Genomic DNA, 25,807 nt, shown 5'->3' with positions numbered 1-25,807 from the left:
GCCCGTTATACCATTGCACCTTAGATGAACAAAGCAGAAAGTCACATTTTGGTGTAATTTTACTGCTTTTTTTGCTTTTCTAGCCAAAAAATCTAAATCCTGAAAGCCCAGTAACAACACGATAACATTCCAGCCTATGTTCTTCGTATAAAAAACCAGCAAAAAAAAAGCTGGCGCCAGCCAGCTTTGCATAAATATTCTTATATTGATTAATTTAATGCATTCTCATCTGCGATATTGGCACGCCAAATAGCCGGGCCTTGCTCGTGGGCGTTGGCGCCCGATGAGTCCACTGCAACGGTGACAGGCATATCTTCCACTTCAAATTCGTAAATCGCTTCCATGCCGAGATCTTCAAACGCGACCACTTTTGCTTGCTTAATGGCTTTGGCGACTAAATATGCAGCACCACCCACCGCCATCAAGTACACGGCTTTGTGGTTTTTAATAGACTCAACGGTCGCAGGGCCTCGCTCGGCTTTACCTATCATTCCCATCAAACCGGTTTTCTCTAGCATGAAATCGGTAAACTTATCCATGCGAGTTGAGGTTGTTGGGCCAGCTGGGCCAACCACTTCGTCACCCACCGCATCAACAGGGCCAACGTAATAAATAAAGCGGCCATTAAAGTCGACGCCTTCAGGTAAACCTGCGCCCGAATCAATCAACTCTTTAATGCGTTTATGGGCCGCATCACGACCGGTTAAGATCTTACCCGACAGCAACACAGTCTCACCCATCTTCCACTCTTGCATTTCGGCTTGAGTTAAGGTGTCAACATTCACGCGTCGCGCATTATCACCGACTTCAAAGGTCACTTCTGGCCAATCTTCTATACGCGGCGCTTTCAATTGGGCTGGTCCTGAACCATCTAGAGTGAAGTGGGTGTGGCGGGTTGCCGCACAGTTCGGGATCATCACCACAGGCTTAGAAGCCGCGTGCGTTGGGCAGCTCTTGATTTTGATGTCTAACACTGTGGTTAAACCACCTAAACCTTGCGCGCCTATGCCTAAACGGTTCACGCGATCCATGATTTCTAAACGCAATTTTTCATCTGTGGTTTGCGCACCGCGCTCGCGTAGCTCGTGAATATCAACGGGATCCATTAGAGATTCTTTGGCCATCACGGCGGCTTTTTCCGCGGTGCCGCCAATACCTATGCCTAACATGCCAGGAGGACACCAACCTGCGCCCATCAGCGGCACGGTTTTTTCAACCCAATCAGCAATGTCATCAGACGGATTTAGCATCACCATCTTAGATTTGTTTTCGGAGCCGCCCCCTTTAGCCGCAACCATCACTTCTACTTTGTCGCCCGGTACCATCTCAATGTGTACCACACCCGGCGTGTTATCTTTAGTGTTTTTACGTGCGCCCGCAGGATCGGCCACGATGGAAGCACGTAATGGATTGTCGGCATTGTTGTAAGCACGGCGAATACCTTCATCCACCATTTCTTGCACCGTCATGTCCGTTTCCCACTGCACGTTCATGCCGATTTTGACAAAGGCGGTCACGATCCCTGTGTCTTGACAGATAGGGCGATGACCTTCGGCCGACATGCGCGAATTGATTAAGATCTGAGCCATCGCGTCTTTGGCCGCTTGGCTTTGTTCTTTGTTATAGGCTTTTTCTAACGCCTGTATAAAATCAAGGGGATGGTAATAAGAGATAAATTGCAGCGCATCTGCCACACTTTCTATCAGGTGTTCTTTTTTTATCACTGACATATTAATTGCCTCACTGTTCCTTGTTCCACTGGGGAGCATTATTCGCTTTATTGTTATGGCCCATATGATACTCTTGCGCGAACTTTGCATCCAGCAAGTGTGTTAAAAACTCTGGTATGGTTTGAAAAAAGATGTCGTTAGTTGTTAAAAAAAACTTGTCTTTCTCTACGTGCGACCTAGATCGTATAAAAAATACACTATCTAAGCAGCCTTGGAGCATTATCCTCGGCGGCCAAGCGCCCGTCAGTCAACATAATCGCTATCAAATTATTTGCGCCGAGCCGATAGTAAAAATTCAAACCTTTGGCAATACCAGCCAAGTTGAAACCCTTGACAGCTGTTTTACCACTCACCAAGATCCCCTTGAATTGGTCAAGATCTGGCGCAAAAAGTGCCTCGCGCAGCCTTTTACACCGCCCTATTGCCTGCTTTCACCATTAGAGGAACTGGACGAGCTGCCATTTACTGGTGGCGCCATGGGCTGCTTTAGTTACGATCTTGGCCGTCGGTTTGAGCAACTGCCCGAGCAAGCCATGGCCGATATTCCTTTGCCGGATATGGCCGTAGGTATTTATGATTGGGCCTTGATCCTTGACCACCAGCTTGAACAAGTCCACTTAGTATGTCATCAAGACAGTGAACAGCAGGCCGAGGACTATGCTAATCAGCGATTAACTTGGCTAACCAAGCTAATGCACACAGCTCAAGCACCATCGCGTTTTAAACTAAAATGTGATTGGCAATCCAATATGAGCGAGGTGCAATATCGCACTAAATTTGATCAAGTGCAGGCGTATTTACACAGCGGTGATTGCTATCAGGTCAACCTAGCCCAGCGTTTTCAGGCGCACTATCAAGGAGATGAGTATCAAGCCTTTGCACACTTGGTCAGTGCCAACCGAGCCCCATTTTCTTGTTTTATGCGCTTAGAGCAAGGGGTGATCATGTCCATTTCACCCGAGCGCTTTTTAAAACTTGAGCACAATCAAGTTGAAACTAAGCCAATTAAAGGCACGCGCCCACGTTGCCCGGATCCAACCGCCGATAGGGCAATGCAACAAGCCCTCGCCACGGCGGAAAAAGATCGCGCCGAGAACCTGATGATAGTGGATTTGCTGCGTAATGATATTGGCCGTGTTTGCCTGCCCGGTAGCGTCAAGGTACCTCAGCTGTTCGCTGTGGAAAGTTACCCTGCTGTGCATCATTTAGTAAGCACAATCACAGGCACATTGGCGCCCCCTTATGAAGCCGAAGACTTATTGCGCGTATGTTTCCCAGGCGGCTCTATCACAGGCGCACCCAAGATCCGTGCAATGGAAGTGATTGAAGAGCTAGAACCACATCGGCGCGGGTTTTACTGCGGCAGCTTAGGTTACATCAGTGCCAACGGTAATATGGACACGAACATTGCCATTCGCACCCTCGTTTGCCACCAGCAGAAAATCTATTGTTGGGCCGGTGGAGGCTTGGTCGCGGATTCAGATGCCAGTGCTGAGTATCAAGAAACATTTGATAAAGTGGCGAAAATATTACCAATATTAAATCAAGTCGAACTGACTCAGGATTAAATAGAGACTTAGCCCATGCTCCATCGCTTTATGCTGCAAGCGCCAGTGCAAATGACCAATTACGCCAATACCGGACGTGCATCATCGGTATTGGTCGGCTTGCACTATCATCAGCAGCAATGGCAAGTGTTGCTTACCCAGCGGGCTTTTCATCTGCGCCATCACCGTGGCCAAATCGCCTTTCCTGGTGGCAAGGTGGATAAGCAAGACAAAGATCTGATCCATACTGCATTACGCGAAAGCCAAGAAGAGGTGGGACTGGCTCCAGAGTATGTCAATGTCCTTGGCGCCCTGCCGCAATTTAATACAGGTACAGGATTTACCATCACACCGATAGTCGCTCAATTAACCTCTGGCTATGCGTTACAAATAGACAAAAATGAAGTGCACGATGCGTTTTTAATGCCATTAAAGCAGCTAAAACATCGTCACTATTGGCAGACCAATATCCGAGGCAAGCAACATAATTTGGTGTTTATCCCCTATCGCAACCGCCTTATATGGGGCGCCACGGCTGCAATCTTGGATAATCTATATCAGCAGATGTATTAAATTGCTAAGCTTGGGTTTAGTAACGAACTCAAGCAACTTCAAACTTAAAATGCCATTCCCTGAGCAAGCTCAGGTCCCACAAGCGTTCAATCAGCCTTGATGCAATAAATCGCACTATTTGAGCGGTAATTCTATGTCCTTAAACATATTTTCCACTTCGATGTTAGATTTCAGCATGATGGCTTTGTCTACTACGTCACGGGTCAGATGCGGGGCAAAACGCTCCATAAAGTCATACATGTAACCACGCAAAAAGGTGCCTTTACGAAATCCGATACTGGTGGTGCTGGATTCAAACAAATGACTAGCATCAAGGGCCACAAGATCTGTATCTTGCACTTTATCAATGGCCATGGTGGCAATGACCCCGACACCTATTCCTAAACGCACATAAGTTTTAATGACGTCAGCATCGGTGGCGGTAAACACAATTTTCGGGGTTAATCCGGCCGCATTAAACGCCGCATCAAGCTCTGAGCGCCCAGTGAAACCAAATACATAGGTAACCAAAGAGTACTGAGCAACGTCTTCCACCGTGATCCGCTTTTTACTGGCTAAAGGGTGAGTTTTCGGCACCACGACACTGCGATTCCAGTGATAACAAGGCAGCATGACGAGATCATGGTAAAGATGTAACGCCTCCGTCGCGATGGCAAAGTCTGCAGTACCTTTAGCCACGGCCTCGCTGATTTGCGCCGGTGTACCTTGGTGCATATGCAGAGACACTTTAGGGTAACGCTTAATAAAGCCTTTTATCACATCAGGCAAGGCATAACGTGCTTGGGTATGTGTCGTTGAAATATTGAGGGTACCTTCATCAGGATGGGTGTGCTGACTGGCAACGGATTTGATGCTTTCAACTTTGCCCAGAATCTCAGACGCAATACGTATGATATCTTTGCCGGCAGGCGTTACCTGAGTGAGATGTTTTCCACTGCGCTCAAAAATTTGCACTCCTAGTTCATCTTCGAGCATACGTACTTGCTTACTGATCCCCGGTTGCGAGGTATATAAGCTTTCAGCCGTTGCGGAAACATTTAAACTATGATTGAGCACTTCAACGATATATCTGAGCTGCTGCAGTTTCATTAATTCACCATCTACTATGATAATCTTCTGCTAAATTTTAACAGAATAAAGCAAAAACTGTTTTACTTTACCCCATTAACATCAAAAGGTAAGCTGAAACTAATTGATTTCGGTTAAATTTATGGAATTTTTATGTCCCAAAATGATAATTTAGATTTCGCAGCCGTGTTAGCCACTGCGGTACACGATATGAAGAATTCTCTATTTATGGTGCTCCAATCCATTGATACATTAGCCGCCGATAGCGCCACCGACTCGCCCGAAAAACGCCAGCAAATTGCCACCTTGCATTATGAAGCATCCCGTTTAAACAGTAGCTTAATGCAAATTCTAGCCCTGTATCGTTATGAACGTGAACAACTACCTATCAATATAGCAGAACACTTTGTGTTCGACATTTTGGAAGAGCAAGTCGGGCGCAACCAAACCTTTTATAATAATAAAAACGTTGATATTTCCCTCAATGTTGACCCCGATCTCACTTGGTATATGGATGGCGAGTTAATCGCCTACTTGATTAACGATATCCTCGTCAATGCGCTGCGCTATACTAGAGATAAAGTAAAAGTGAGTGCGCGAGTCCACAACCTGCAGCTAGAAATATTGATTGAAGATAATGGTCCAGGTTACCCCGACGAAATGCTTAAAATTGGCGAAGATACCCTTGCAGGATTTGACGTAACAAGGGGCAGAACTGGCTTAGGTTTGTTCTTTGCTAAGAAAATTGCCGCCGCACATGAGATAAAAAACAATACAGGTCACATTTCCTTGAAAAATGGCGGTGAGCTTGGCGGTAGTCAGTTTATGCTAACCTTACCTTAAATATAGATGACTGTAATATTTAATATATTCGGCGATCCGCATTTTAATATCGACCTGAGGGTACTATGGTTCTTCCATTAATCTTAATTTTAGCTGGTGTTCTGTTGTTCTTGATCATCGGCTACAACATATTGCAACAATACCGCCAGAAGATGGAGGCGCAAAAACGTGCCACTATCGTCAAACAAAAAGCGGTGATTGAAGAAACCGATGAGATGCTGCTACAAGCCTCTCGCCTGCCATTTAGTAAAGAACTCTTGTTAATACTGCATCACCGGATCTTAAACGCATTGCAAGCCATCGTGCAGGTTGATCCTAATTTAGCGCCCGCAAAACAGCGAATGAATGATATCACGGGGCAAATCAGCAAAATCCAGCAAAGCTATCAAGCCCCCGAAAGCGACGCCTATCGCGCTCCCGATAATGACAAACAAGCCTTGCTCATGCTACAAGTGATCAAAAAGATCCGCGCCATCGTTCGCTCTGAACACTCAAAGGGTAAAGTTGAAACCCCTGTGTATGTGATGGAAAACCGCCGTCTTGAGCTCATGCAGTTAAAAATCAACCTTGAGAACGCAATTTCTCGCGCCCAAACCGCAAAAATGAACCGCCAATTCGGCACCGTTAAACAACTTCTGGATAAAGCGATTCAGACCCTCTCAGCCGTGCCCGACCGCGATGCTTATTTACAAGCGAAACTTGAGCAGATGCAGCAAATGAAGGCGGAGCTAAATACTCAGCTTAAATCCGACAGTGATAGCGACCTTAAACAGCGCCAAGAAAAAGAAGCTGACGACTTGGATGTGCTATTTCAGCCTAAGAAAAAATGGTAAACACCAAAACCTGCTTGTTAAAGTGGTGACCGCCACTTTACAAGCACAGCACAATCACCTCTTGTTCCAACCATAAGTTTTGTTCAATTAGCGGCGCCAATCGTGCTGCTAACTCAGGCCCTAAGGTTTCAACTCGCCAGGGCTGTTTGCCGCGCTTAACACGATCAACCGACTCAGTGTGGGTTGGCTGAATTGTTTGAACGGGCCGGCCGTAACGTTTTACGATATCGGCTAGGTTTCTCGGTAATAAAGGCTTATAAGGTCTGCCTAAATGGCGGGCTAGGCGTAAACCGATATCTATGCCTGTTTGGTCAAGGTCGCCAAAATGCACCCAGGTGACATTCGCCGGTAACGTCTCCACTATACGCTGAGCTAACTCGCTGTGGTGACCGGGGGTGTATACAAACAAACAATTTGGCTTCAATTCAATTTCGATGAATGCGCCCAAGTTTTCTACCGTAACAACGTGGGTAAAGTGGGTATCACCGGGCAACAACTTAGTGACTTGCGACACCAGCCGCTCAGGTAATATGCACTCACTCGATACATTAAGTAAACTACTCAAATCAAGTAAACTGCCCTGATTCAAATACAAGCTGAACCCGTGAGCACTGCGCAGCCTTAACGTGTCATCACGGGTGACCCCCACTTCGGTCCCTTCCAATAGTGCCCAATCTGCTTGATCCAAACCCTGTTTAGCGTCTTTTTTCAACAACGCTTGGATCACATGGCGGTTAACCTGTCTCGGCAGCTCAATGTGTAAACTTTGAATATCGGCTTCAGGGTCGGGGCAAATAGGAAGGCTTGCTTGCGCAAGCTGACGCTCAATAAAGGCCTTACCTTGGGGGTTAAGCCAATATCGTTGGCCTTTAGAAAGGGTAAAATGATTATCCGTCAACAAGCCTTTCAAGGCAGATAAGCGCTTAGCCGAAAGATTGACTTCGTTTCCTTGTAATAATTGTCTAGCGGCATATTGGATATGCTCGTCATCAAAAATGCCTGCCATGAATTGTTTACATCCGTGTGTTATGACACCGTGCGTCAACCAAACCATTGCCCCAGTAACGTTGAGTTACAGACCACAAGTAGAAAGCGTTACCATCATACCTGAGCCATCAATTAACCCAAGTCATCGCGCTTCACAACGTGAACATCTTCATGAAAAACCGGCCCAAGTGTCGTAGACAAAAGCTCACTAATCAACTAATTGGATATCGGCAAAGGCCAATAAACACACCGCTTGATCACGGCTAAATTTTGCCTTAGTTAAGGTGTTAGCGGTCAAGTCCATATGGTAATTCTCGGCATCGGTAAAATCGCTACGGCTAAGGTCAGTGCGATTAAACAAACTATTGGCAAAATCAGTGCCACTGAAATCAGCCCCAATAAAGCGCCCTTCACGAAAATCGACCCGATGGGCCACGCAGTTAGTAATGATTAAGTCGTCAAGATCTAAGCCAAATAAGGAGCAGTCACACAAACGACAATCGTTAAACGACACCGTGGCATCGAATACATAATCCAACCATTTCGCCAACGTCCAATCGATGCCTATCATCTTGCATTGCTCAAACTGTACCCGTTCAAATTGGCTGCCCAGTACACTCACATTACTTAAATTACAACTCACAAACCGACAATCAATAAAATGGCATTGACGCCATTGGCCCTCACTTAAGTCTAAGCCACGAAACACACATGCCTCAAAGCACTGCTGTTCCATCACCTTGTCGAGTCCATCTTCAAAAATTTCATCTAAATAATGCCTTGTCATCATCGCCCTCCCAAATTTCACTTGATAATAATTATCATTTGCATATTATAAATCATGTCACCACGGCAATAACAGGGGAACCAGTGCCATGACTGTATCTGACTTGTTGATTTTAAAAAGTAGTAAGCGCCAAGATCACCTCAGCTTATCCCATCGCCGTTTGATCTTGCCGCTCAGTTTGTTTGCTTTATTGAGCGTTGATGACCTGCGCAGCGTCGTGCTAACTGCCATGGCCGACAGCTTTTGGGCTGTTGCCTGCTATGTCGCCGCAACACTGGCAATCTATCACAGCCTAGCCGGATTGTTTAACGGCCAACATGCCATCAGCAAGCTTTACCAACAATCAAGCGTCAGCCAAATCCTATTCGCGGCCATACTGGGTGCGCTACCAGGCTGTGGTGGGGCCATCATTGTTAGTAGCCAGTTTATCCAAGGAAAAGTTGGCTTTGCCGCCATGGTGGCCGTGCTCACCGCCACCATGGGTGATGCCGCATTCCTATTACTCGCCAGCTCGCCTCAAGTCGGTCTCGCTATGATGGTACTCGGGATTGTTGCAGGTACATTAACCGGCCTGGTAGTTAATTGGCTTCATCGGAGCGACTTTTTACGCCCTATTCCTCGCACTAACACCGGCAAAGCATTGACGAAGACAAGCGCACATTCGCCAATGCAACGTTGTGCCATCAATGCACAAGGATGGTTCTGGCAACTTCTGATCATCCCCTGCGCCAGTGTGGCCATATTGATGTCATGGCAAGTAGACATCAACGCACTGTTTGCCTTACCTGAGCACAGTATTGAGTGGTTAGGAGCAGGTTTGACCTTAGTCACATTAACCTTATGGGCGCTCAGTAAACCCGTGGATAATTATCAATCCAGTGTCAGTGAAGACTGTAAAAGCCACTGTCAACACCCGATGCAAAAGGTAGCCCAAGATACGCATTTTATTAGTGCTTGGGTGGTGATCGCCTTTGTCAGCTTTGAATTGTTAAACCACTACAGTCAGCTTGATATCGCCAGTGCCCTAAATGGTTGGGGAGCTTGGTTACCCTTGGCTGGCTTAGCCATAGGCCTGCTGCCAGGTTGTGGTCCGCAAATGCTTGTCACGGGCTTGTACCTCAGTGGCGCATTGCCCTTATCAACGCAAATAGCCAATGGCTTGGCCAACGACGGTGACGCATTGTTCCCCGCACTTGCCATGGCGCCCAAGGCAGCATTAGTGGCGACTTTTTACTCTGCCCTACCTGCTTTGCTATTTGGCTATGGTTACTATCTTTTGTTTGAGTTTTAGCAGCAATGGCCGCTAAAACTTGAAAAGGAGTGACCCATTGGTCTACCAAATGTTTTACCAAGGGTGCTCTTCACCTTGCCAAGTCCAAAACCGCCCTGATTGAGCCATGGATAGGCTTTGGACAAAATGAACAATACCCGCTGCACTTTGCTGCGCACTAATATCAGCTTCCATCCCGCCCATATCCGTCTGAACCCAACCTGGGTGCATAGGACAAACGATCACACCTTGATCGGCCAACTCAGTCGCCATCACTTGCATTACCTTATTGACGGCGGCTTTTGAGCTACGATAGGCATACGAGCCCGTACTTTGACGCGCCAGCGAGCCCATTTGACTGGAAATGGTAATAATACGCGGCCTTGCCGACTGCAATAAATTAGGCAGTAATAAACGACTAAGATGAAATGGGGCAACCGTATTAATAGTAAATGTTGCCAGCCAAGCTGCACTGTCTAATCCATCCAGATCTTGTTGATCGGGGCCCATAATGCCCGCATTATTAATCAGCACATCCAACGCTTGACCCGCTAGTTCACCGACAAGTCCCTCTATACCCGCCTCGGTATCCAACTCAGCTTGCACTAACGTTAGCAAACCAGACTCAAAAGCTAACTCAAACAGCGCATTGGCAGAGGCCTTATCACGATAGGTGGCGATCACACGATGACCATTGGCCAAACATTGCTGAACAAGGGCAAACCCGATGCCCCGATTTGCGCCCGTGATAAGATAAGTTTCCACAAGTGTTTCCTTACATTGCAATCAAGAGTGAATTGACATCAATATAACCTAAAACCCATGTAATATATATCCTCTTAAACAGGGGGCAAACGCCCCCTTCTCAAACGTAAACTTGTCATAAATAGGAATTATTCTCTTGGTAGGTGCAAGGGATCAGGAATATCAAACCTAACACGTTTCTAGAACGAATATGTGAGGTTACCTTGCTATAATAATGACTTATTTATTACACTCAACCAACCCAGTTAACGCAGTCGCCACGACTTAACGATGACTGAGTAATGATCATTGTTCCATTTGAGAAAAGGAATTAACTTTGAACGATAATTATGAAAACTTAGAAAAACGGATTTCGAAGGCGTTCACCGCTTCACTCATACGTTTCGCCGTTATTGCTTTTGTGGTGATGGTCTGTACTTGGGCTTTTTTACCTTTTTTACCCCTACTTATGTGGTCGATTGTGTTGGCCGTCGCCCTGTTCCCGGCACGTAAATTCCTGCAGGCCAAGTTAGGCTTGTCTGTTACCAAAAGTTCCACCGTGATTGCGCTAGCAGGTGTGTTGCTCATCGGTGTGCCCACAGCCATGGTGGCTAACTCACTGACCGTTAAAACCGTATCGACGTTTAAAGCTTATGAAGCCGGCACCTTGTCTTTACCGGCCCCTGGACCAAGCGTAAAGGAATGGCCTTTAGTAGGTGAAGATCTACACGCAGCTTGGTCTTCAGCATCCACTGATTTAGCTGGTTTTGTTGAAGATAAACAACCTCAGTTAAAAAATGCGTCCAGCTGGATCGTCGGCGTCATTAGCGGTGCTGCAGGTAGCGTATTTATGCTTATCGGTGCCTTTATCGTTGCCGGTATTATGTTAGCGTGGGCAGAGCAAGCGGGCATGTCAATTCGCCGTATATTTATCACTTTTTCCGATGAAGCCAGAGGCCCTGGCCTGCATAAACTCACCACAGGCACCCTACGTCAAGTGGCGGTGGGTATTATTGGTATTGCATTTTTAACCGCGATGACCTTTGGACTCACGGTGGCACTGGCTGGCGTACCTGCGGCGTCGGTGTTCACCTTGATTGCACTCTTATTTGCCATTATGCAATTACCTGTCACCCTGATTGCCTTTGTCACTGTCGCTTTGCTCTGGTCTGGTGACAGCTCAGCCGTGGTTCACAACTCTATCTTTACTGTGCTTATGATCGCAGCCAGCTTGGTTGATAACGTACTTAAACCCATGATTTTAGGGCGAGGCTTAGACGTACCTATGCCGGTAGTTCTTATCGGAGCCATCGGCGGCATGATGTCAGGGGGTATTTTGGGCATGTTTGTCGGGGCAGCATTCCTTTCTGCGGGTTACCAAGTCTTTATGAGCTGGGTGGAATCTGAAACACAAGCAGCCAAGATGGAAAGCCCTGAGTCAGCGCCAATCGAGACAAGCAAAGAGTGATATTGCACGGGCATGGATCGCAAACTCGTTTCATTGATTAATGCAACATCGTTGTCGTACCCTGTTGTTGCCCTGTTGCCGCAACTTTATTTGTTCGCTTCGGCTATTCGTATAAAAGCCGTGACTTTTTGGCTTAAAATCAGTCTGAAAAGCTTACCTAGTGACCCCCAAGGGCCAATGAAATATTGGCCTTTTTGTTTTTATCTTCGATAACTTGTCAACGTTCATCCCTTTGTGTTCATATCAAAATAACTGCTAAATGTATTAATCTGACTTGAGGTATTTAATGACCGAGCTAACTGCCAATACAGCCCCTACTTGGGATCTCTCCCTTGCTTATAACGGCATCACCGACCCAGCTATCGCCAGCGACATCGCAGACATAAAACAGTGCATTCAAGCTCTAACCGAACTCGACCCAAGCAATATTAATCATTTACAGCAAGCCTTAGTGGCCAGCGAAACCATCGGCATCAGCCTAAGCACCCTGATGAGCTTTGCCAACTGCTTAACCTCGGTGGATGCCAGTAACGAAGCCGCTAAAGCTCTGGATGTGCAAATGGATGGTCTTTATTCCAAGCTGCAGCAGCAATTTAGCCCATTTCGCCATGCCTTAATTCACGGCTCGGATGCGCAATTAGCAAAAGTGTTAGCGGGTAATGAACTCACCGGCAGCCTAGCCCATTTTGCATTTAATTATCAGCGTGAGCGCCTTAAACAAGCCACCAGCTTAAGTGTTAAAGAAGAGCAATTGCTAAGCGCTATGCAAGTCAATGGTCGCAACGCATGGTCACGCTTGTACGATAACCTAACGGGCAGCATTCAAGTGACCTTAACCCTAGCCGATGGCAGTCAAGAAACCATGGGCCTGTCACAAGCCGCCAGTATCTTATACGGCGGTGATACTTTGCGCCATGAAGCCGCATGGCGCGCCATAAATCAAGCCATGGTTGCCCATCAGCAAAGCTTTGCCGCCATTTTAAATGCGTTAGCGGGTGATCGCTTAACCGAATACGCTAAACGCAGCGAAGTCGCCGTGGCTAATGGCGCAGCTCCCGTGCATTTTTTAGACCCCTCATTATTTGATAGCCGCATCGACGCGCAAACCCTGACCACCATGATCGCGGTGACCAAACAAAACCGTGAGCTTGGCCAGCGCGCCGGTAAACTAATGGCTTCTTGCTATGGTCAAACCAGCCTTAAACCTTGGCAAGAGCTGGCCGGCATGCCAGCCGAAAGCGCCGTCGACGACCAAGTGAGTGAGCAATACAGCTTTGAGCAAGGTATCGCCATCATTAAAGACGCCTTCGCTGGTATCGACCCAGAAATGGCCGACTTTGTCGATCACATGGTCGAAAATCAATTAATTGATGCGGCTCCAGCAGCTAACAAACGCATGGGCGCATACTGTACCCAATTTGCAAATAGCCGCACCCCGCTCGTGTTTATGACTTGGGGTAACAGCATGTCCGATGTGATCACCTTGGCGCACGAACTGGGCCACGCCTTTCATAATTGGGTGCTTAAAGACCAACCTCGCGCCCTATCGCACTACCCGATGACCTTGGCCGAAACCGCCTCAATCTTTGCCGAAAACGTGGTGCGCGATGCCCTACTGGCCAAAGCCACCGACAAACAAGCCAAGTTACAAATGCTGTGGGAAGAAGCCCAATCGGCCTTGGCGTTATTGATCAACATCCCTGTGCGCTTTGAATTTGAGCAAGCCTTTTATCAGCAGCGTCACGACGGCGAATTATCGGCCGAGCAATTGCGCCAACTGATGTCAGACACTTGGGCCGATTGGTACGGCGATGCCATGGATGAGACCAACCCGATGTTTTGGGCCAGCAAACTGCACTTTAGTATTGGCTCGGTGAGTTTTTACAATTACCCTTACTTGTTTGGCTACCTCTTCAGTAAAGGGGTGTATGCCCAGCGCGCCGCCAAAGGCAGTGCGTTTTACGCCGACTATAAAGCGTTACTTGCCGATACCGGCGCCATGACCGCCGAAGAGCTAGTGCAAAAGCACCTTGGCATGGACATACGCCAAGCCGATTTTTGGCAGCAAAGTTTAGATTTAATTGCCAAAGACATAGAGCAATTTGCCCAAACGTTGGCACAATAAAGCGCAAACAATCAGGCGCCTAATCGGCGCCGTAAATAGATAAGGAAAACCATGCCCTTTACGCCTTTTCATATGGGCCCCGGCATTGCCATTAAAGCCGTGCTGCAAGGCAGCTTTAGCTTAATGGTGTTTGGCTGGGCGCAGATCATCATGGACATCCAACCTTTGCTGGTCATGATCACAGGCGAGGGGCATTTACACGGTTTTAGTCATACCTTTGTCGGCGCGGCGCTACTCACAGTCGTCGCCGCCTTATCTGGCAAACACCTTGCCCAGTGGGGCCTAAAATGGCTTCACATCAACCGCTTTATGGCCACCCAAATATCTTGGCCCGTGGCCTTTTTTAGTGCCGCCATTGGCAGCGCTAGCCATGTACTGCTCGATGCCATTATGCACCATGACGTAGAGCCCTTTTACCCCGTCAGCCTAACCAACCCATTGCTAAACCTACTGAGCAACCCTGCCCTACATAAACTGTGCTTATATTCCGGCCTGATTGGCGGTGCGGTGTTTTTTGTGGTGGCTTGGCGGTCGAAAACCAAGTGTTAAGCAAATAAATCGAAAAGTAAGTTTACTCTAATCATAAGACTTTACTGAGGATCTTTGAATCAACCTACTCTGCAGCCTATCTCCATAAAAATCAAATAGCATCAGAGGAAATGATGAAACGACGGCAACGTTTCCATCCGGTATATGCTTTTCAAGTTGCTGCATAAAGATATCTCTTGATTCGAGCTGCGATACGGGCAAGCTGAGCTGCTCATTCAGCAAATAGTTAGCTCTTGCTAAATGATGTTCAATAATTTCTTTCCAGATATCAAAATCATATGCCCCCCAATTTTGATATCGCTTATCTAACAAACTATAGGTATTCGTCCAAGACTTATAGTTTGCAAACCCGCTAATTGGGTATACTTCTTCTTGATACTTCGCTCCTTGTTGGTGTTTTATGGCTTCAACCATGGGGTAGCTAACGAGAAGTAAGCCTTCATCTTGTGCATCTGAGAACTTCTCAAGCATTTCAGTTAACTTTTCATCATTAGCATTCGTGCAATGAGCGTCGTAATCGAATATCAGATAAATGTCACTAATCAAAGTCGAATCATCGATATTAATGACGGCTAACTCATCTTCATTCAACTCTTTGCCTTGCCTATTTTCTGCAACGCGCCGTTTTTTCAATTCTTCAGCGATTAGTTCATAGGTATCCAAGTAAGGATCTTTTTTTAACTCTGCATATAGCTTATAGATATTGAAACCGTACGAAGCTCTTAAAATAACTTTATCTTCACTATTTAATATACAGTTGCAAAGGCTATGAGTGATGTTTGGCTCGGCTTTCTTTCCTTCAAAAATACAGAGTACATAGCTACTCATCAAAGGCTCCCGAACGATACATTTTTTCGAGATTATGAGCCTTTCTTATCTCTCTATCTGTTAATTCATATAGAGGCTTAATTTCTTGTTTAGAAAGAACAAAGTAACAATCTGGGCGCAAAATATTATTCGACATTAAGGTGCTATTATGGGTTGTGATGATTGACTGGCAATCAGTCAAAGATATTTTTTCTACTATGTGTCGAGCAAGATTAAAGTGGTAGTAAGCATCAAATTCATCGATGTAAGCAAATGAGATCTCCCCAGAAATTAGCTTAAGAAACCAATAATAGAAGTTGCCTAGTGAAATGGTGCCCGTGGAGGCTGCTTGGGAGAACTCTACACTTCGCTCACCAAAATCGAATTCTATGATTTCTTCACCTTCGGAACCTGATTGTTTAAGCTTACACCTCACCCCTGAGTCGTTTAAAAATTGCTCAAAATCTTGCAATTTGCCCTGTTCGATTATTGCTTGAGAAACTCGTTGTTTGCCTATCGGTTGCCCATAGAACTCCTGAAGTTTAGATAACGTTCTAAAGAACACCATTCCATCAATGAATCGCGTAAAGCTATCAAAAATATCATTAATTCGGTTTTTATCAAGTAAAGCATTAGACTTCAAGAACTTAACCGGAGATATCTCCTTTCCCCCAAAGTCATTCTTAAGGGTTTCAGCGCCTGCTAAATTAAAACTCGCTAACGGTGATTGTCTGCGGTCAAAATCAACAACACTAACTCCATCGATAATGAGCTGCTCATATACCGTTGAAGTGCATCTTTCCTTTCCATACTTGTAAATTACATCGACTCCGTCGAACTGAAAGTAGTATATAAATTCCGCAAGTTTGCAATCAGAACTTGCATTCAGATAGTTATTGTTCAAACCGGGTTGGAGATGATTATCTGTAAGATGGCTTGTTGCATCAATAATCGCAAGCCCAAGGTTCGATTTTCCTTCACCGTTTGTTCCATAAACAACCGCATGCTTAACGGTATCGTTTTGGACCACGTGCTTACTAAATTCGTAAGATCTATTACTGTGGAGGTCCAACTCAAACCAGTTCTCAAAATTTCTAAAATTTTTGACGGCAAGCTTGTTGAGCATGATTATTTTCCGTAGTTGAAGCTAAATTTTGGTTCGACTATAGCATACCATCACTCTGGCCGTAATTTTTTTACGGCACCTTACCATACGCATTCCTCAATTTGCTGGTTTACTACAGGGCTCAAAGTCCTTCGATTTGCCTAGCAGCAGCTCAACGGCGTGAATGTCTGACCTTAAGCCATCAAGATTTGATCCAGCGAATACTGGCTCACATCGCGTTGCCGAAAAAACCGCAATATCAATACATGGGCTTGTACCACAGCCGATGCGTTGAAAAGTTAAATCAAGCGAGAGCCGAATGGGGGCAAATTGCTGTCAGCAAAAGCAAAGAAATTACGTGGCAAGATCTAATGAAACAAGGGCAGCAAGTCAGCTGCTGTAAAGCATGTGGCTCACCGCTGAGTCGACTAGAGAAGCTAAATATGGAGGTTAACAAGCAATTAGAACTAAGGTTGCACTAATGAAGGTGTGGCAAAAATTCTACTCTGATGTGGAAGGCGTGATCGTGCGTAACATTCAGATAAATAGAAAAATAAAGGCTATTCAAACCAGCTACAACTCAGTATATTGGTCCGCAAAATTAACTCAGCTGGCTGAGCGTTGCATTAAAACGCCATAGCGAGCTATACGTCCTCACGCGGCAGACTTAACAAGTTCAATACAACCCACATCGGGCAAGGTGGCGGTGGTTAAGTGATGCGAACAAAACGATGAGGCTGATTGAAGCGTTAGGTGCTAAAAATTTCGTATTTCATACTTGTTTTCTCGCATATAAGACCCCAAATAAAAAATGGGTATCTAATCGCAAGGAGTCTAAATGGAACAATATAACCTTCAACTATCCTCAGTAAAACACACTGCTCCAGATGGCATTGAAATGGGGGTAATGAACAACGGCACTCCGTATCTTGGTGCTCGTGGTTTGGCATCCTTATGTGGTGTTGCACCAAGTGCAATAATCACTCTTGTAAAAGATTGGGAAGCAGATTTGCGCTTTAAGCCTCGTGGTCAGGCTATTGAGCAGTTGATTCTGGATCAAGGTGGCGACCCAAGTAGTTTATATGTTCCAATTACCGTCGATGGGAAAACTTACCATGCAATCAACGATGTCAATTGCATGGCAATACTTGAATACTATGCGTTCGAGTCTCAAACACCACAGGAACAGGCCAAACGTAATTATCGTAGTCTTGCCAAACTAACTCTTCGTACATTCATTTATGAGCGCACAGGCTACAATCCTGAAGACTCGCTGCCACAATATTGGAAAACTTTTCACGAGCGTATAACACTTAACGAGTTACCGTCAGGTTACTTCAGTGTTTTCTCTGAGATTGCTAACTTAGTAATCTCCGGTATTAGAGGTGGTATGCCTTTTGATAGTAAAACTATGCCAGATATAAGCGTTGGTATGGCATGGGGGAAGCATTGGTGTGACAATAGCTTTGATGAAAAATACGGTCTTCGTCGAAAACACCTGCACGTATTTCCGGAAGATTTCCCCCAAAAAGATCCAATGGCATGGATTTATCCTGTTGAAGCTTTGGGTGAGTTTCGTCGCTGGATGGACGACATTTATATCACCGAGAAGTTTGGCACTTATCTGAACAATAAGGCAAAAAAAGGTGGTTTAAACAATGTCGATATACAAGCTTTGGTTCAAGCAGTTCAACCTGCACGATTGAACTAGTTAGTGTGGGCAATTAGCATCTAACAAATAGAATAGGTGTCGCGCAGCCGACACCTTATTCGAGTGTTGGACAAGCCCTAGCCTCGATGAGCTCGATTCCTTCTTTATAAAATAACAGCACACCCTCTTAAATAACCTGATTAGACGTAAATAACCCTGCTTACGAAATCAACATGGCAGTGGTAATCCCCCTTTCTAAATAGACCTCTCCCTCAACTCAGGCTATCATAGCGGCCATTATTTTTAGCCTGAGCTGTGCCCTTGTTAAGCTATCGTCATTCCTATCATGCTGGCAATTTTGCCGATGTTTTAAAACACTTGGTTGCGGTGCGTATTTTTCGCCATTTAAACGCCAAACCTAAGCCTTATTTGTATCTGGACACCCACAGTGGCCCGGGCGGTTATGCGTTAAATTCTGAGCATGCACAAAAGACCCAAGAGTACTTAACTGGCATCGCCAAACTCTGGCAACAGGCAGATTTACCTGAGCCAATCCAAGACTATGTTGATTTAATTAAAGACTTTAATGAGGGCGGCGAACTCAACCATTACCCCGGCTCCCCTTCCATTGCCAAGGCCTTGCTCAGTGAGTTTGACAGACTGAATCTGTTTGAATTGCACAGCACCGAGATTGAGCTATTGAAACAGAGCTTTCCGCGCCAGCGCCGCGTGCAAGTTGAACACGGTGATGGCTTTCGGGGTTTGATTGCTAAAATGCCGCCAAAAGAGCGCCGCGGCTTTGTGCTGATCGATCCTCCTTATGAGATAAAGTCCGATTACGACAAGGTAGTGGATGCGGTCAAAGCCGCCCATAAACGCTTTGCTACTGGGGTGTATGCGATTTGGTACCCTGTGGTTGAACGCTATCGCATTCGCCATATGGAGCAGGCCTTGATTGACAGCGGTATTCGCAATATCCAACTCTTTGAGCTGGGCATTAAGGCCGATACCAAAGAGCGCGGCATGACCTCAAGCGGCATGATAGTGATCAACCCGCCGTGGAAGCTTAAAGCCGAAATGGATGCCTGCTTGCCTTTACTCAGTGAGCTATTGGGTGAAAATAACCAAGGCTTTTATCGCAGCGAACAGTTAGTGGCGGAATAAACTCTCGATTCCCGCAGCGTGCTCTAGGGGAATTAGCTTAACTAATTCCCTGATGCTAAAACTAAATTATCCTGATTGCCGTGTTTAGCTTGGCACTAAAATCCCTTAGACTAGGGCTCTTCATTCGTAACCAGCTTAGCCAACATGATCTTAGATTTTGCCCAGTTATCACCTAACCAAATTTATCACACCCTAACGCAAACCATAGTGCCGCGCCCGATTGCTTGGGTTTTATCCAACAACTCACAAGGCCAACCTAACCTAGCGCCGTTTTCTTACTTTACCGCCATCAGCTCAAACCCTGCGATCTTGATGTATGCGGTGGGTAAAAAACCGACCGGGGAATACAAGGATTCGGCCGTGAATGTTGAGCTTAACCAAGATCTGGTTATTCATATTGCCGATAGCCAATTGGCCGATGTGGTGACCGAATCGGCGGCGACCTTGCCTAACGAAGACTCAGAGCTTAGCCTAGATGCCCTTTCACACCTTGATTTAGTTGAGTTTGAAGGCTCGCCACTGCCGCGCGTGGCCCAATGTAAGGTGGCCTTTGCGTGTAAATTACATAAAGTAGTTGAAATGGGTGAGCTGCCGATGAAGCTGATGTTTGTACAAGTCAAACAAGCCTATTTAGATGAAAGCATTATCCGTGAACAAGACGATTCGCGTCTTAAAATCGATGCCCTAAGTCTAGATCCCCTCGCCCGCCTTGGCGGCGCGGAATACGCTAATTTAGCCAGCGTATTTAAAGCCGTTAGGCCGAAATAGCCAAGCTGACATTGGGAGTCATTGATTAGCTCCATCGTTGCCTGAGTACAGTAAGTGATTCGATGGTTACTATGGAGCTTGCAATACCAATATTATTAGATAAACCAATACAACATTGATCCACCATAAACAACAGCAATACAAAAGTTCAGGCTTTCACAATAAGGTCAACTAAAAACACTCATTGAAAGCGAATCAGTGAAAGTTAATTCGATGTATCCCACAAAAATCAACCCATTGATAAAAAATCAATTTAATATCACTGCATTCCCATTAAAATGCCTGCTTTATTTTTCATGGAAGTAACATCTTGATCAAACTACTGACTTTATTTTTTGCCTGTTTACTGCTGACGGGCTGTAATACCACCACCAATGCCACCCACCCAACACTCAAGACGCAAAAACTGCCGCAGCCTGTGTCTTGGTCAGAGCTTCAAAGCTCAACGAACAACACTTACAATTATCGGATCTCACCCGACGGCACAAAGCTAGCGTGGATTGGAAAGAAATATGTGCGCGGTGATTGGATGCACACCATTCACTATCGCGATATCAACGGCAGCACCATTACCAGTATGGATGTGCCAGCATGGGGGTTTGAATGGCTGCCGGACAGCAAGCGCGTCTATGCCAGCTTAAGCTATCATAATGAAGATTCGGTATTGTTACTTTATGATTTGTCACGCCCTGACGCTTGGCCTAAGCAGTTGTTTGATCATCAAAATGTACGTATGCAGGTGGAAAGTACCTTAGCAAACGCACCCAACCATATATTGATCAGTTATAACCACCGTGACCCAGAAGTGTTCGATCTGTTTCGATTAAATTTACAAAATAAAGAAGCTACCAGGTTATATAAAAATGCTACTAAAGTGTCGCAATGGATCATTGATGAATCGGTGCCAGAAGGTGATGCGTTTGCCATGCTGATCCGTGGTAAAAACGGCAATCAAGTCGTCGCCACTAAGACGGGCGAGGTCCTTTATCAAGGGGGCAAAGGTGAGTTTATCAACCATGTGGTTTATGATCATAAGCAACAACGCTTAATCATCTTAAGTGACCATCAATCCGATAAACAACTCTTATTTGCTCTGGATCTGACGAGCAAGCAGATCCAAGTCTTGGCGCAAGATAGCCAAGTTGACATACATACTTATGTTTACGATGAAAATAAAAAACCGGTTTATGCTGTGTCCTACCCTGATTACCAACGTGTTCATGTGTTAGACGAGCGTTATCAGAGCGTGTTAGATCAGTATCAAACTGACAAGACTAAGTCGGTTCGTGTGATCAGCAGTGACACAAAAGAGCAAGCGCTTATTGTTGAAGTCACCGATAGTGTTTCTTATCAGGTTTACTTATACGAGCCTAAGACCCAGCGCTCCACCTTGCTAGAAAGCAGTAGCACCACGGAGATAACCAATCAGCTCAGCCAACAAAAGCCAATTCAGTTTACCAGCAGCGATGGCTTAATCATTCATGGTTACCTTACGACACCCGCTAATATTCCTGCGCGCAATTTACCTACCGTATTACTGGTACACGGTGGCCCCCATGCAAGGGATTTTTATGGCTTCGACCCGCAAGTACAATTACTCGCTAACCGCGGTTATGCCGTGTTACAAGTTAACTACCGTGGCTCAGTGGGCTATGGCCGTGACTTTTTGTCGGCTGGATTTGGTGAGTTTAGCTTGAAGATGCATCAAGATTTAATTGATGGAGTGGATTGGGCTATTGCCAAAGGCATCACCGACCCTGATCATGTTGCCATTGTTGGCGCAAGTTACGGCGGCTACGCCACCTTAGTGGGCTTAACCAAAACGCCCGATAAGTTTGCCTGCGGTGTGGATATCTTTGGTATCTCTGATTTAGAGTTGTTTATCAACTCGGTGCCGCAAGTATGGACCTTAGGCATGGATATTTGGCGCAGTTTTGTGGGCGATGTTAACGATCCCAAGGATCTAGAAAAAATGCGCCAAGCGTCGCCGATTTACTTTATCGATAAAATCAACAAGCCCTTGCTTGTAATTCAAGGCACCGAAGACGTACGCGTGACCAAAGAGCAGTCACGCAATATGGTAGAAAAAATGCGCCAATTAAATAAACCCGTTGAATATTGGGAGATGGATGGCGTTGGCCACAACTTTGGTGACCTGCAAAACCAGCGGCGACTCACCAGTAAGGTTGATGAATTTCTAGCAACTTGCTTAGGTGGCCGCGGTTAAAACCACGATTAAGTTAAACAAACGAACAGCCATGATTTTGGCTGTTCGTTTGTTTCAGTGTTGTTTGGCCTTCTGGATACTTGCTTGTCTGGGAATTGCTGAATGCTTACAACTCATACGCAAACCAAACGCCTTGCTAGCTGCTTAAGCGTAGCTGGTTTCATTACTGGCGAAGTTTTTTATCGCATATTCAAGACCCATTGAAATAAACACGATAATCAAAAAGATCAATACCCCGCCTCCCGGGCCAGCAAAAATAACCCGATCAGCTAATGCAACCGCGATGAGTCCCATCGCTAAAAATTTTGAGCCCACTAAAATGATGTAAGAGCTCACGGCGCGTTTCAATAATGGCAATACTTTTTGCTTTAACAACTTTTCCGCCATGATGCCTTCGACTTTGATAGAGGCTTGTAAAGTAAAACTAATGATCAAGGCAGCCAGCAGAGCAGCAGCAAAACTGTCAATGTCGACCCAACTAAAAAAGTGATCAAAGCTCAACAAAACTAACAAAAAATACGCCCCACTGATCATGCTTGTCTTAACTATTTTCATCTTTCCCACCTCAGGTGTCTGGTTAACTTGAGCAACATGATATGGCACAGCCACCAATTAAACTTACCATTTGATGCCACAGCGGTGTGTCTCACAGCCGACTGTCTACAGTGCATGTGGGATGATGAAAACTTTGTGAAAACCATTGGCAACAAGTCAATGATGACAAACTCAACCAAGTGATATTTTGATATACTCGGCACATCAACTGATAAACATAATGCTGCGTATATCATGAAGACAAAGGAACAAATACCCTTAATCAAAGCTGATCATGCGATTCCTTTCGTCGATTTATTAGGTCAAATGGATATCGATGTCTACCCCTTCTTGCGTAAAGCAGGGCTGCCCGAAGACATGCTACAAACCCAGCACCAATACATACCCAAATCTGCGTTACAACAGCTTCTGTCCCTACTTGTTGAGAAAATGGGATTAGCGCATTTTTCAGTGTTTACCTGGCGTCTTTGCCGAGATGTGTATATTCCACATTTTATTAGACAGCTAAATAATCCCCAAACAGTAGAAGAAGCGTTAATCCAGGTCATTGAGGCCATTAATGCAGATACAACACAAACCCGGTTAAGCCTTAGGACCGTCCTAGGTAAAACCTGGTTCGTCAGAGAGCGAGGCAAGGCGAATGCAGATTGGTTTATCCTCGCTGAACATTTTTCAGTTATCTTCATTATTGAATTAGTCCGCGCCCTAACAACCGCAAACTGGTCACCAAAAGAAATCGCTTTTCAGTCAAATTTATCACTTGAGCACAGCAAACTGCTTTTACTGAAAAATACGCAACTGTATTCAGCAAGAAGTGTAACCGCTTGCAGTATTGAGCGGCCTATTTTAACTCGCCCTTTGCCCCCTTCATTCACTGCTGCTCAAACGATCAAACAGCCTGCAACCATCAACAATTTTACCGAGTCACTGATACTGGCGCTAACCCCCTACCTAACCATGGGCCGCCTGCCCATTACGCAGGCATCAAATATACTCGATATGAGCGTTCGTAGTTTACAACGTCGTTTGGCAGAAGAAGGCCAAACTTATAGCGCGGTGATGGAACAAGCATTACAACAACAAGCGCTGGCTATGCTCGCAGACCCTTCCATTCCTATCACAAGAATTGCATTATCACTTGGCTATTCCTGTACGGCGCATTTCTCACGTGCATTTAAGAAACAGCATGGCGCAAGCCCACGACAATGGCGGAAGAACATTATCGCCTGATCTCGTGGCACGAAATGGTAAGTTTTATTAGGCTGGCTAACTTACTATTTACCTCGTTGATACTTAAACACCAAACAATTTAACGAGGTAACCCTATGAAAGCTAAATTAATTGCCCTAACGCTTCTATTCGCTCCTATGGCTATGGTTCATGCTGATGGACTTGTTGAAACAGCCGTCAAATTAAAAGTGGCTGACGAGATTATCTCGGATAATCATGACTCAACCACGAAAAAACTGGTTAAATTACATGTCGCTGATGAACTTATGGACAACGATGACTCACTCGTCAAAACCGGGGTGAAAGCAAAAGCCGCCAAACGTGTGGTCAGAAATAAACGTGACTCCTCACTAAAAAAAGCGGTTAAGCTCAAGGTGATTAAACGCATCTAAGGGTTTATGATAGTAGAGCCAAGGAAATAAGAATCTTGGCTCTAGCAATACTAAAACAGTGCCGTTAATTTATTTTCTACAACGGGTGTAATGTTAAAGCCTATCATAAAATCAGGCCGAGTTGATTCTGCTTTTTCTACATAATAATTGGCTTCAATGCCAACTTTCCATGGACGGCCACCTAAAATGCTGGTTTTGGTGATGCTGAAGTTGATTGGGATTTCTGCTTGGTCACTTTCCCAGTCATAAGAAAATGTAGGGGCAGAGCCCATTGTCCATCCCTGATCAAGTAACTCAGTCCAAAATACTTGTGCAGACGTCTTGTTAACCCTTCCATCATCAATTCCTGAGCCAGCAACACCGACTAAGTGATTAGGAAATATACCCACAACGCGCTCAGCACTCACTTTTCCGAATAAAACCTCTGGCCCAATTGCCAGCTGTTTTGCGCTAAATTCATCGCTACCTGTTGGTAACGAAGCTATCATCCCGATGGCAAAAATGGAATTATCAGACCGATTAGGGGCGTAGGCTAAATCAAAAGATATATCCGAAAAACCGCTTTTATCATTTTCTGAAAAGTCGTTATCTATGTATGAAATAGCAGGCCTAAACAATACTTTATCGCCATTTTCCAGCGGAAATGGCAATGAAGGCTGAAATACGGTGGTAAAGTTATCTCCACCACCTTGATAGCCATCGTTATATTGTAGTTTTATATTTAAACTGGCAAAAGCCGTGTTAGGATTGGCTAATTCTTTAGCCACTTCAGCTTGATTCGATTTATTATCGGCACTGGCACTACTGACAAAGACAAAAGCCACTACCCAAGATACTATGGTTAATTTTTTCACCGACATTCCTTTCTTATCGCCATTTTATGCACTGATGACTGATTTTTCATTCAATTATAGCAATCACTCACAATAATGACGCAGATCAATTAACGATCATTTTACGACAGTTAAAGCGCTTACCCACTAAACGCCATAATTCGGGTTATCATGGTAAATGATGATTATAGAACTAATTAACATGTTGAGAGGACAGGATGAAATTGATAAACAAGCTAGTTTTAACTACCGTCATAGCGGGCGTATCTGCAAGTTGTTTTGCTATTTCGGATTCAGCCAAATTAGGAGCCAATGCTGGTGCAATGAGCTACTGCTCTAAACACTTTCCTGATGGCAATGAAACAACTTACAAATTACTAAAATTAAAAACAACAAAGGAATTTGGCGACCTCGATGAAGGAACCAAATTAAAAGCAATGGTGTATAAAAAAGCAGCCGAAGATGGTGATTACCTTGGTGACCCGCTAAATAAGAGCCGTTGTAACAAGTTAAGAAAAATGTTACATGTTAAATATAATTAAGTTGGCTCA

The 25,807-nt window shown here is 45.2% G+C and carries 24 protein-coding genes and 1 pseudogene; 16 read left to right on the top strand and 9 right to left on the bottom strand.

What is annotated here, in order from left to right; translation table 11 throughout:
* Window positions 1-209 precede the first annotated feature (209 nt).
* On the bottom strand, window positions 210-1,730 hold the full coding sequence (locus K6Y21_RS02205; protein WP_233070050.1) for a fumarate hydratase: 1,521 nt from the start codon (window positions 1,728-1,730) through the stop codon (window positions 210-212).
* A 131-nt stretch (window positions 1,731-1,861) separates the two neighbouring features.
* Between K6Y21_RS02205 and pabB the strand changes: the two genes are divergently transcribed.
* Window positions 1,862-3,298 (top strand): aminodeoxychorismate synthase component I, encoded by a 1,437-nt coding sequence (gene pabB, locus K6Y21_RS02200; protein ID WP_233070049.1) that lies wholly within the window; start codon window positions 1,862-1,864, stop codon window positions 3,296-3,298.
* A gap of 15 nt (window positions 3,299-3,313) precedes the next feature.
* A complete protein-coding gene (locus K6Y21_RS02195) occupies window positions 3,314-3,850 on the top strand; it encodes a CoA pyrophosphatase (RefSeq protein ID WP_233070048.1) in 537 nt (178 codons plus the stop codon).
* A 114-nt stretch (window positions 3,851-3,964) separates the two neighbouring features.
* On the opposite strand, the gene cysB is transcribed toward K6Y21_RS02195, so the two are convergent.
* Entirely contained in the window at window positions 3,965-4,939 is a 975-nt protein-coding gene (gene cysB, locus K6Y21_RS02190) for an HTH-type transcriptional regulator CysB (protein ID WP_233070047.1), read from the bottom strand.
* Window positions 4,940-5,071: 132 nt separating this feature from the next.
* Between cysB and K6Y21_RS02185 the strand changes: the two genes are divergently transcribed.
* Both K6Y21_RS02185 and K6Y21_RS02180 read left to right on the top strand, forming a co-directional pair.
* Window positions 5,072-5,761, top strand: a complete 690-nt coding sequence (locus K6Y21_RS02185) for a sensor histidine kinase (RefSeq protein WP_233070046.1) — start codon at window positions 5,072-5,074, stop codon at window positions 5,759-5,761.
* Between the two features lie 65 nt (window positions 5,762-5,826).
* Window positions 5,827-6,594, top strand: a complete 768-nt coding sequence (locus tag K6Y21_RS02180) for a hypothetical protein (protein ID WP_233070045.1) — start codon at window positions 5,827-5,829, stop codon at window positions 6,592-6,594.
* Between the two features lie 37 nt (window positions 6,595-6,631).
* Here K6Y21_RS02180 and K6Y21_RS02175 read toward each other — a convergent pair whose 3' ends face one another.
* Together K6Y21_RS02175 and K6Y21_RS02170 are read right to left on the bottom strand one after the other, a co-directional pair.
* Window positions 6,632-7,600, bottom strand: a complete 969-nt coding sequence (locus K6Y21_RS02175; protein ID WP_233070044.1) for a Wadjet anti-phage system protein JetD domain-containing protein — start codon at window positions 7,598-7,600, stop codon at window positions 6,632-6,634.
* Between the two features lie 189 nt (window positions 7,601-7,789).
* Window positions 7,790-8,371 carry a pentapeptide repeat-containing protein gene (locus K6Y21_RS02170; RefSeq protein WP_233070043.1) on the bottom strand — a complete coding sequence of 194 codons (582 nt, stop codon included), beginning with the start codon at window positions 8,369-8,371 and terminating at the stop codon, window positions 7,790-7,792.
* Window positions 8,372-8,456: 85 nt separating this feature from the next.
* Between K6Y21_RS02170 and K6Y21_RS02165 the strand changes: the two genes are divergently transcribed.
* A complete protein-coding gene (locus K6Y21_RS02165; protein WP_233070042.1) occupies window positions 8,457-9,659 on the top strand; it encodes a putative manganese transporter in 1,203 nt (400 codons plus the stop codon).
* Between the two features lie 54 nt (window positions 9,660-9,713).
* Here the strand turns inward: K6Y21_RS02165 and K6Y21_RS02160 are convergent, their stop codons facing one another.
* Window positions 9,714-10,403, bottom strand: a complete 690-nt coding sequence (locus K6Y21_RS02160; RefSeq protein WP_233070041.1) for an SDR family oxidoreductase — start codon at window positions 10,401-10,403, stop codon at window positions 9,714-9,716.
* A 316-nt stretch (window positions 10,404-10,719) separates the two neighbouring features.
* Between K6Y21_RS02160 and K6Y21_RS02155 the strand changes: the two genes are divergently transcribed.
* From K6Y21_RS02155 to K6Y21_RS02145, 3 genes are all read left to right on the top strand, one after another.
* A complete protein-coding gene (locus K6Y21_RS02155) occupies window positions 10,720-11,850 on the top strand; it encodes an AI-2E family transporter (RefSeq protein WP_233070040.1) in 1,131 nt (376 codons plus the stop codon).
* 286 nt (window positions 11,851-12,136) lie between these two features.
* Window positions 12,137-13,975 (top strand): M3 family oligoendopeptidase, encoded by a 1,839-nt coding sequence (locus K6Y21_RS02150; RefSeq protein WP_233070039.1) that lies wholly within the window; start codon window positions 12,137-12,139, stop codon window positions 13,973-13,975.
* Window positions 13,976-14,026: 51 nt separating this feature from the next.
* Window positions 14,027-14,524 carry a metal-dependent hydrolase gene (locus K6Y21_RS02145; RefSeq protein WP_233070038.1) on the top strand — a complete coding sequence of 166 codons (498 nt, stop codon included), beginning with the start codon at window positions 14,027-14,029 and terminating at the stop codon, window positions 14,522-14,524.
* A 27-nt stretch (window positions 14,525-14,551) separates the two neighbouring features.
* Here K6Y21_RS02145 and K6Y21_RS02140 read toward each other — a convergent pair whose 3' ends face one another.
* Together K6Y21_RS02140 and K6Y21_RS02135 are read right to left on the bottom strand one after the other, a co-directional pair.
* Window positions 14,552-15,352, bottom strand: coding sequence for a hypothetical protein (locus K6Y21_RS02140; protein WP_233070037.1), 801 nt, complete (start codon window positions 15,350-15,352; stop codon window positions 14,552-14,554).
* On the bottom strand, window positions 15,345-16,457 hold the full coding sequence (locus K6Y21_RS02135; RefSeq protein ID WP_233070036.1) for an AAA family ATPase: 1,113 nt from the start codon (window positions 16,455-16,457) through the stop codon (window positions 15,345-15,347). The genes K6Y21_RS02140 and K6Y21_RS02135 overlap by 8 nt, the downstream gene beginning before the upstream one ends.
* Before the next feature lie 152 nt (window positions 16,458-16,609).
* Between K6Y21_RS02135 and K6Y21_RS02130 the strand changes: the two are divergent.
* The 5 genes and pseudogenes from K6Y21_RS02130 to K6Y21_RS02110 form a co-directional block, all read left to right on the top strand.
* Window positions 16,610-16,918 (top strand): annotated as a pseudogene (locus tag K6Y21_RS02130) (IS91 family transposase); the annotation flags it as partial.
* A 356-nt stretch (window positions 16,919-17,274) separates the two neighbouring features.
* Window positions 17,275-18,147 (top strand): BstA C-terminal domain-containing protein, encoded by an 873-nt coding sequence (locus K6Y21_RS02125; RefSeq protein ID WP_233070034.1) that lies wholly within the window; start codon window positions 17,275-17,277, stop codon window positions 18,145-18,147.
* 261 nt (window positions 18,148-18,408) lie between these two features.
* A complete protein-coding gene (locus K6Y21_RS02120) occupies window positions 18,409-19,251 on the top strand; it encodes a 23S rRNA (adenine(2030)-N(6))-methyltransferase RlmJ (protein WP_233070033.1) in 843 nt (280 codons plus the stop codon).
* Window positions 19,252-19,395: 144 nt separating this feature from the next.
* Window positions 19,396-20,019: a flavin reductase family protein gene (locus tag K6Y21_RS02115; protein WP_233070032.1), complete on the top strand. Its 624-nt coding sequence runs from the start codon at window positions 19,396-19,398 to the stop codon at window positions 20,017-20,019.
* 310 nt (window positions 20,020-20,329) lie between these two features.
* Window positions 20,330-22,246: a S9 family peptidase gene (locus tag K6Y21_RS02110; protein WP_233070031.1), complete on the top strand. Its 1,917-nt coding sequence runs from the start codon at window positions 20,330-20,332 to the stop codon at window positions 22,244-22,246.
* Window positions 22,247-22,390: 144 nt separating this feature from the next.
* Here K6Y21_RS02110 and K6Y21_RS02105 read toward each other — a convergent pair whose 3' ends face one another.
* Window positions 22,391-22,801 (bottom strand): hypothetical protein, encoded by a 411-nt coding sequence (locus K6Y21_RS02105; protein ID WP_233070030.1) that lies wholly within the window; start codon window positions 22,799-22,801, stop codon window positions 22,391-22,393.
* Between the two features lie 234 nt (window positions 22,802-23,035).
* Here K6Y21_RS02105 and K6Y21_RS02100 point away from each other — a divergent pair, with 234 nt between their 5' ends.
* A complete protein-coding gene (locus tag K6Y21_RS02100; RefSeq protein WP_233070029.1) occupies window positions 23,036-24,031 on the top strand; it encodes a helix-turn-helix transcriptional regulator in 996 nt (331 codons plus the stop codon).
* Window positions 24,032-24,126: 95 nt separating this feature from the next.
* On the top strand, window positions 24,127-24,423 hold the full coding sequence (locus K6Y21_RS02095) for a hypothetical protein (RefSeq protein ID WP_233070028.1): 297 nt from the start codon (window positions 24,127-24,129) through the stop codon (window positions 24,421-24,423).
* Window positions 24,424-24,473: 50 nt separating this feature from the next.
* Here K6Y21_RS02095 and K6Y21_RS02090 read toward each other — a convergent pair whose 3' ends face one another.
* On the bottom strand, window positions 24,474-25,277 hold the full coding sequence (locus K6Y21_RS02090) for a hypothetical protein (RefSeq protein ID WP_233070027.1): 804 nt from the start codon (window positions 25,275-25,277) through the stop codon (window positions 24,474-24,476).
* Between the two features lie 197 nt (window positions 25,278-25,474).
* On the opposite strand from K6Y21_RS02090, the gene K6Y21_RS02085 reads away from it, so the two are divergent.
* Window positions 25,475-25,798, top strand: coding sequence for a hypothetical protein (locus K6Y21_RS02085; RefSeq protein WP_233070026.1), 324 nt, complete (start codon window positions 25,475-25,477; stop codon window positions 25,796-25,798).
* The last annotated feature ends 9 nt before the right edge of the window (window positions 25,799-25,807 follow it).

The sequence above is a fragment of the Motilimonas eburnea genome (genome assembly GCF_021295345.1).
Taxonomy (GTDB): Bacteria; Pseudomonadota; Gammaproteobacteria; order Enterobacterales; family CBDFNC01; genus Motilimonas; species Motilimonas eburnea.
This window is presented reverse-complemented; position numbering and strand designations above follow the sequence as displayed.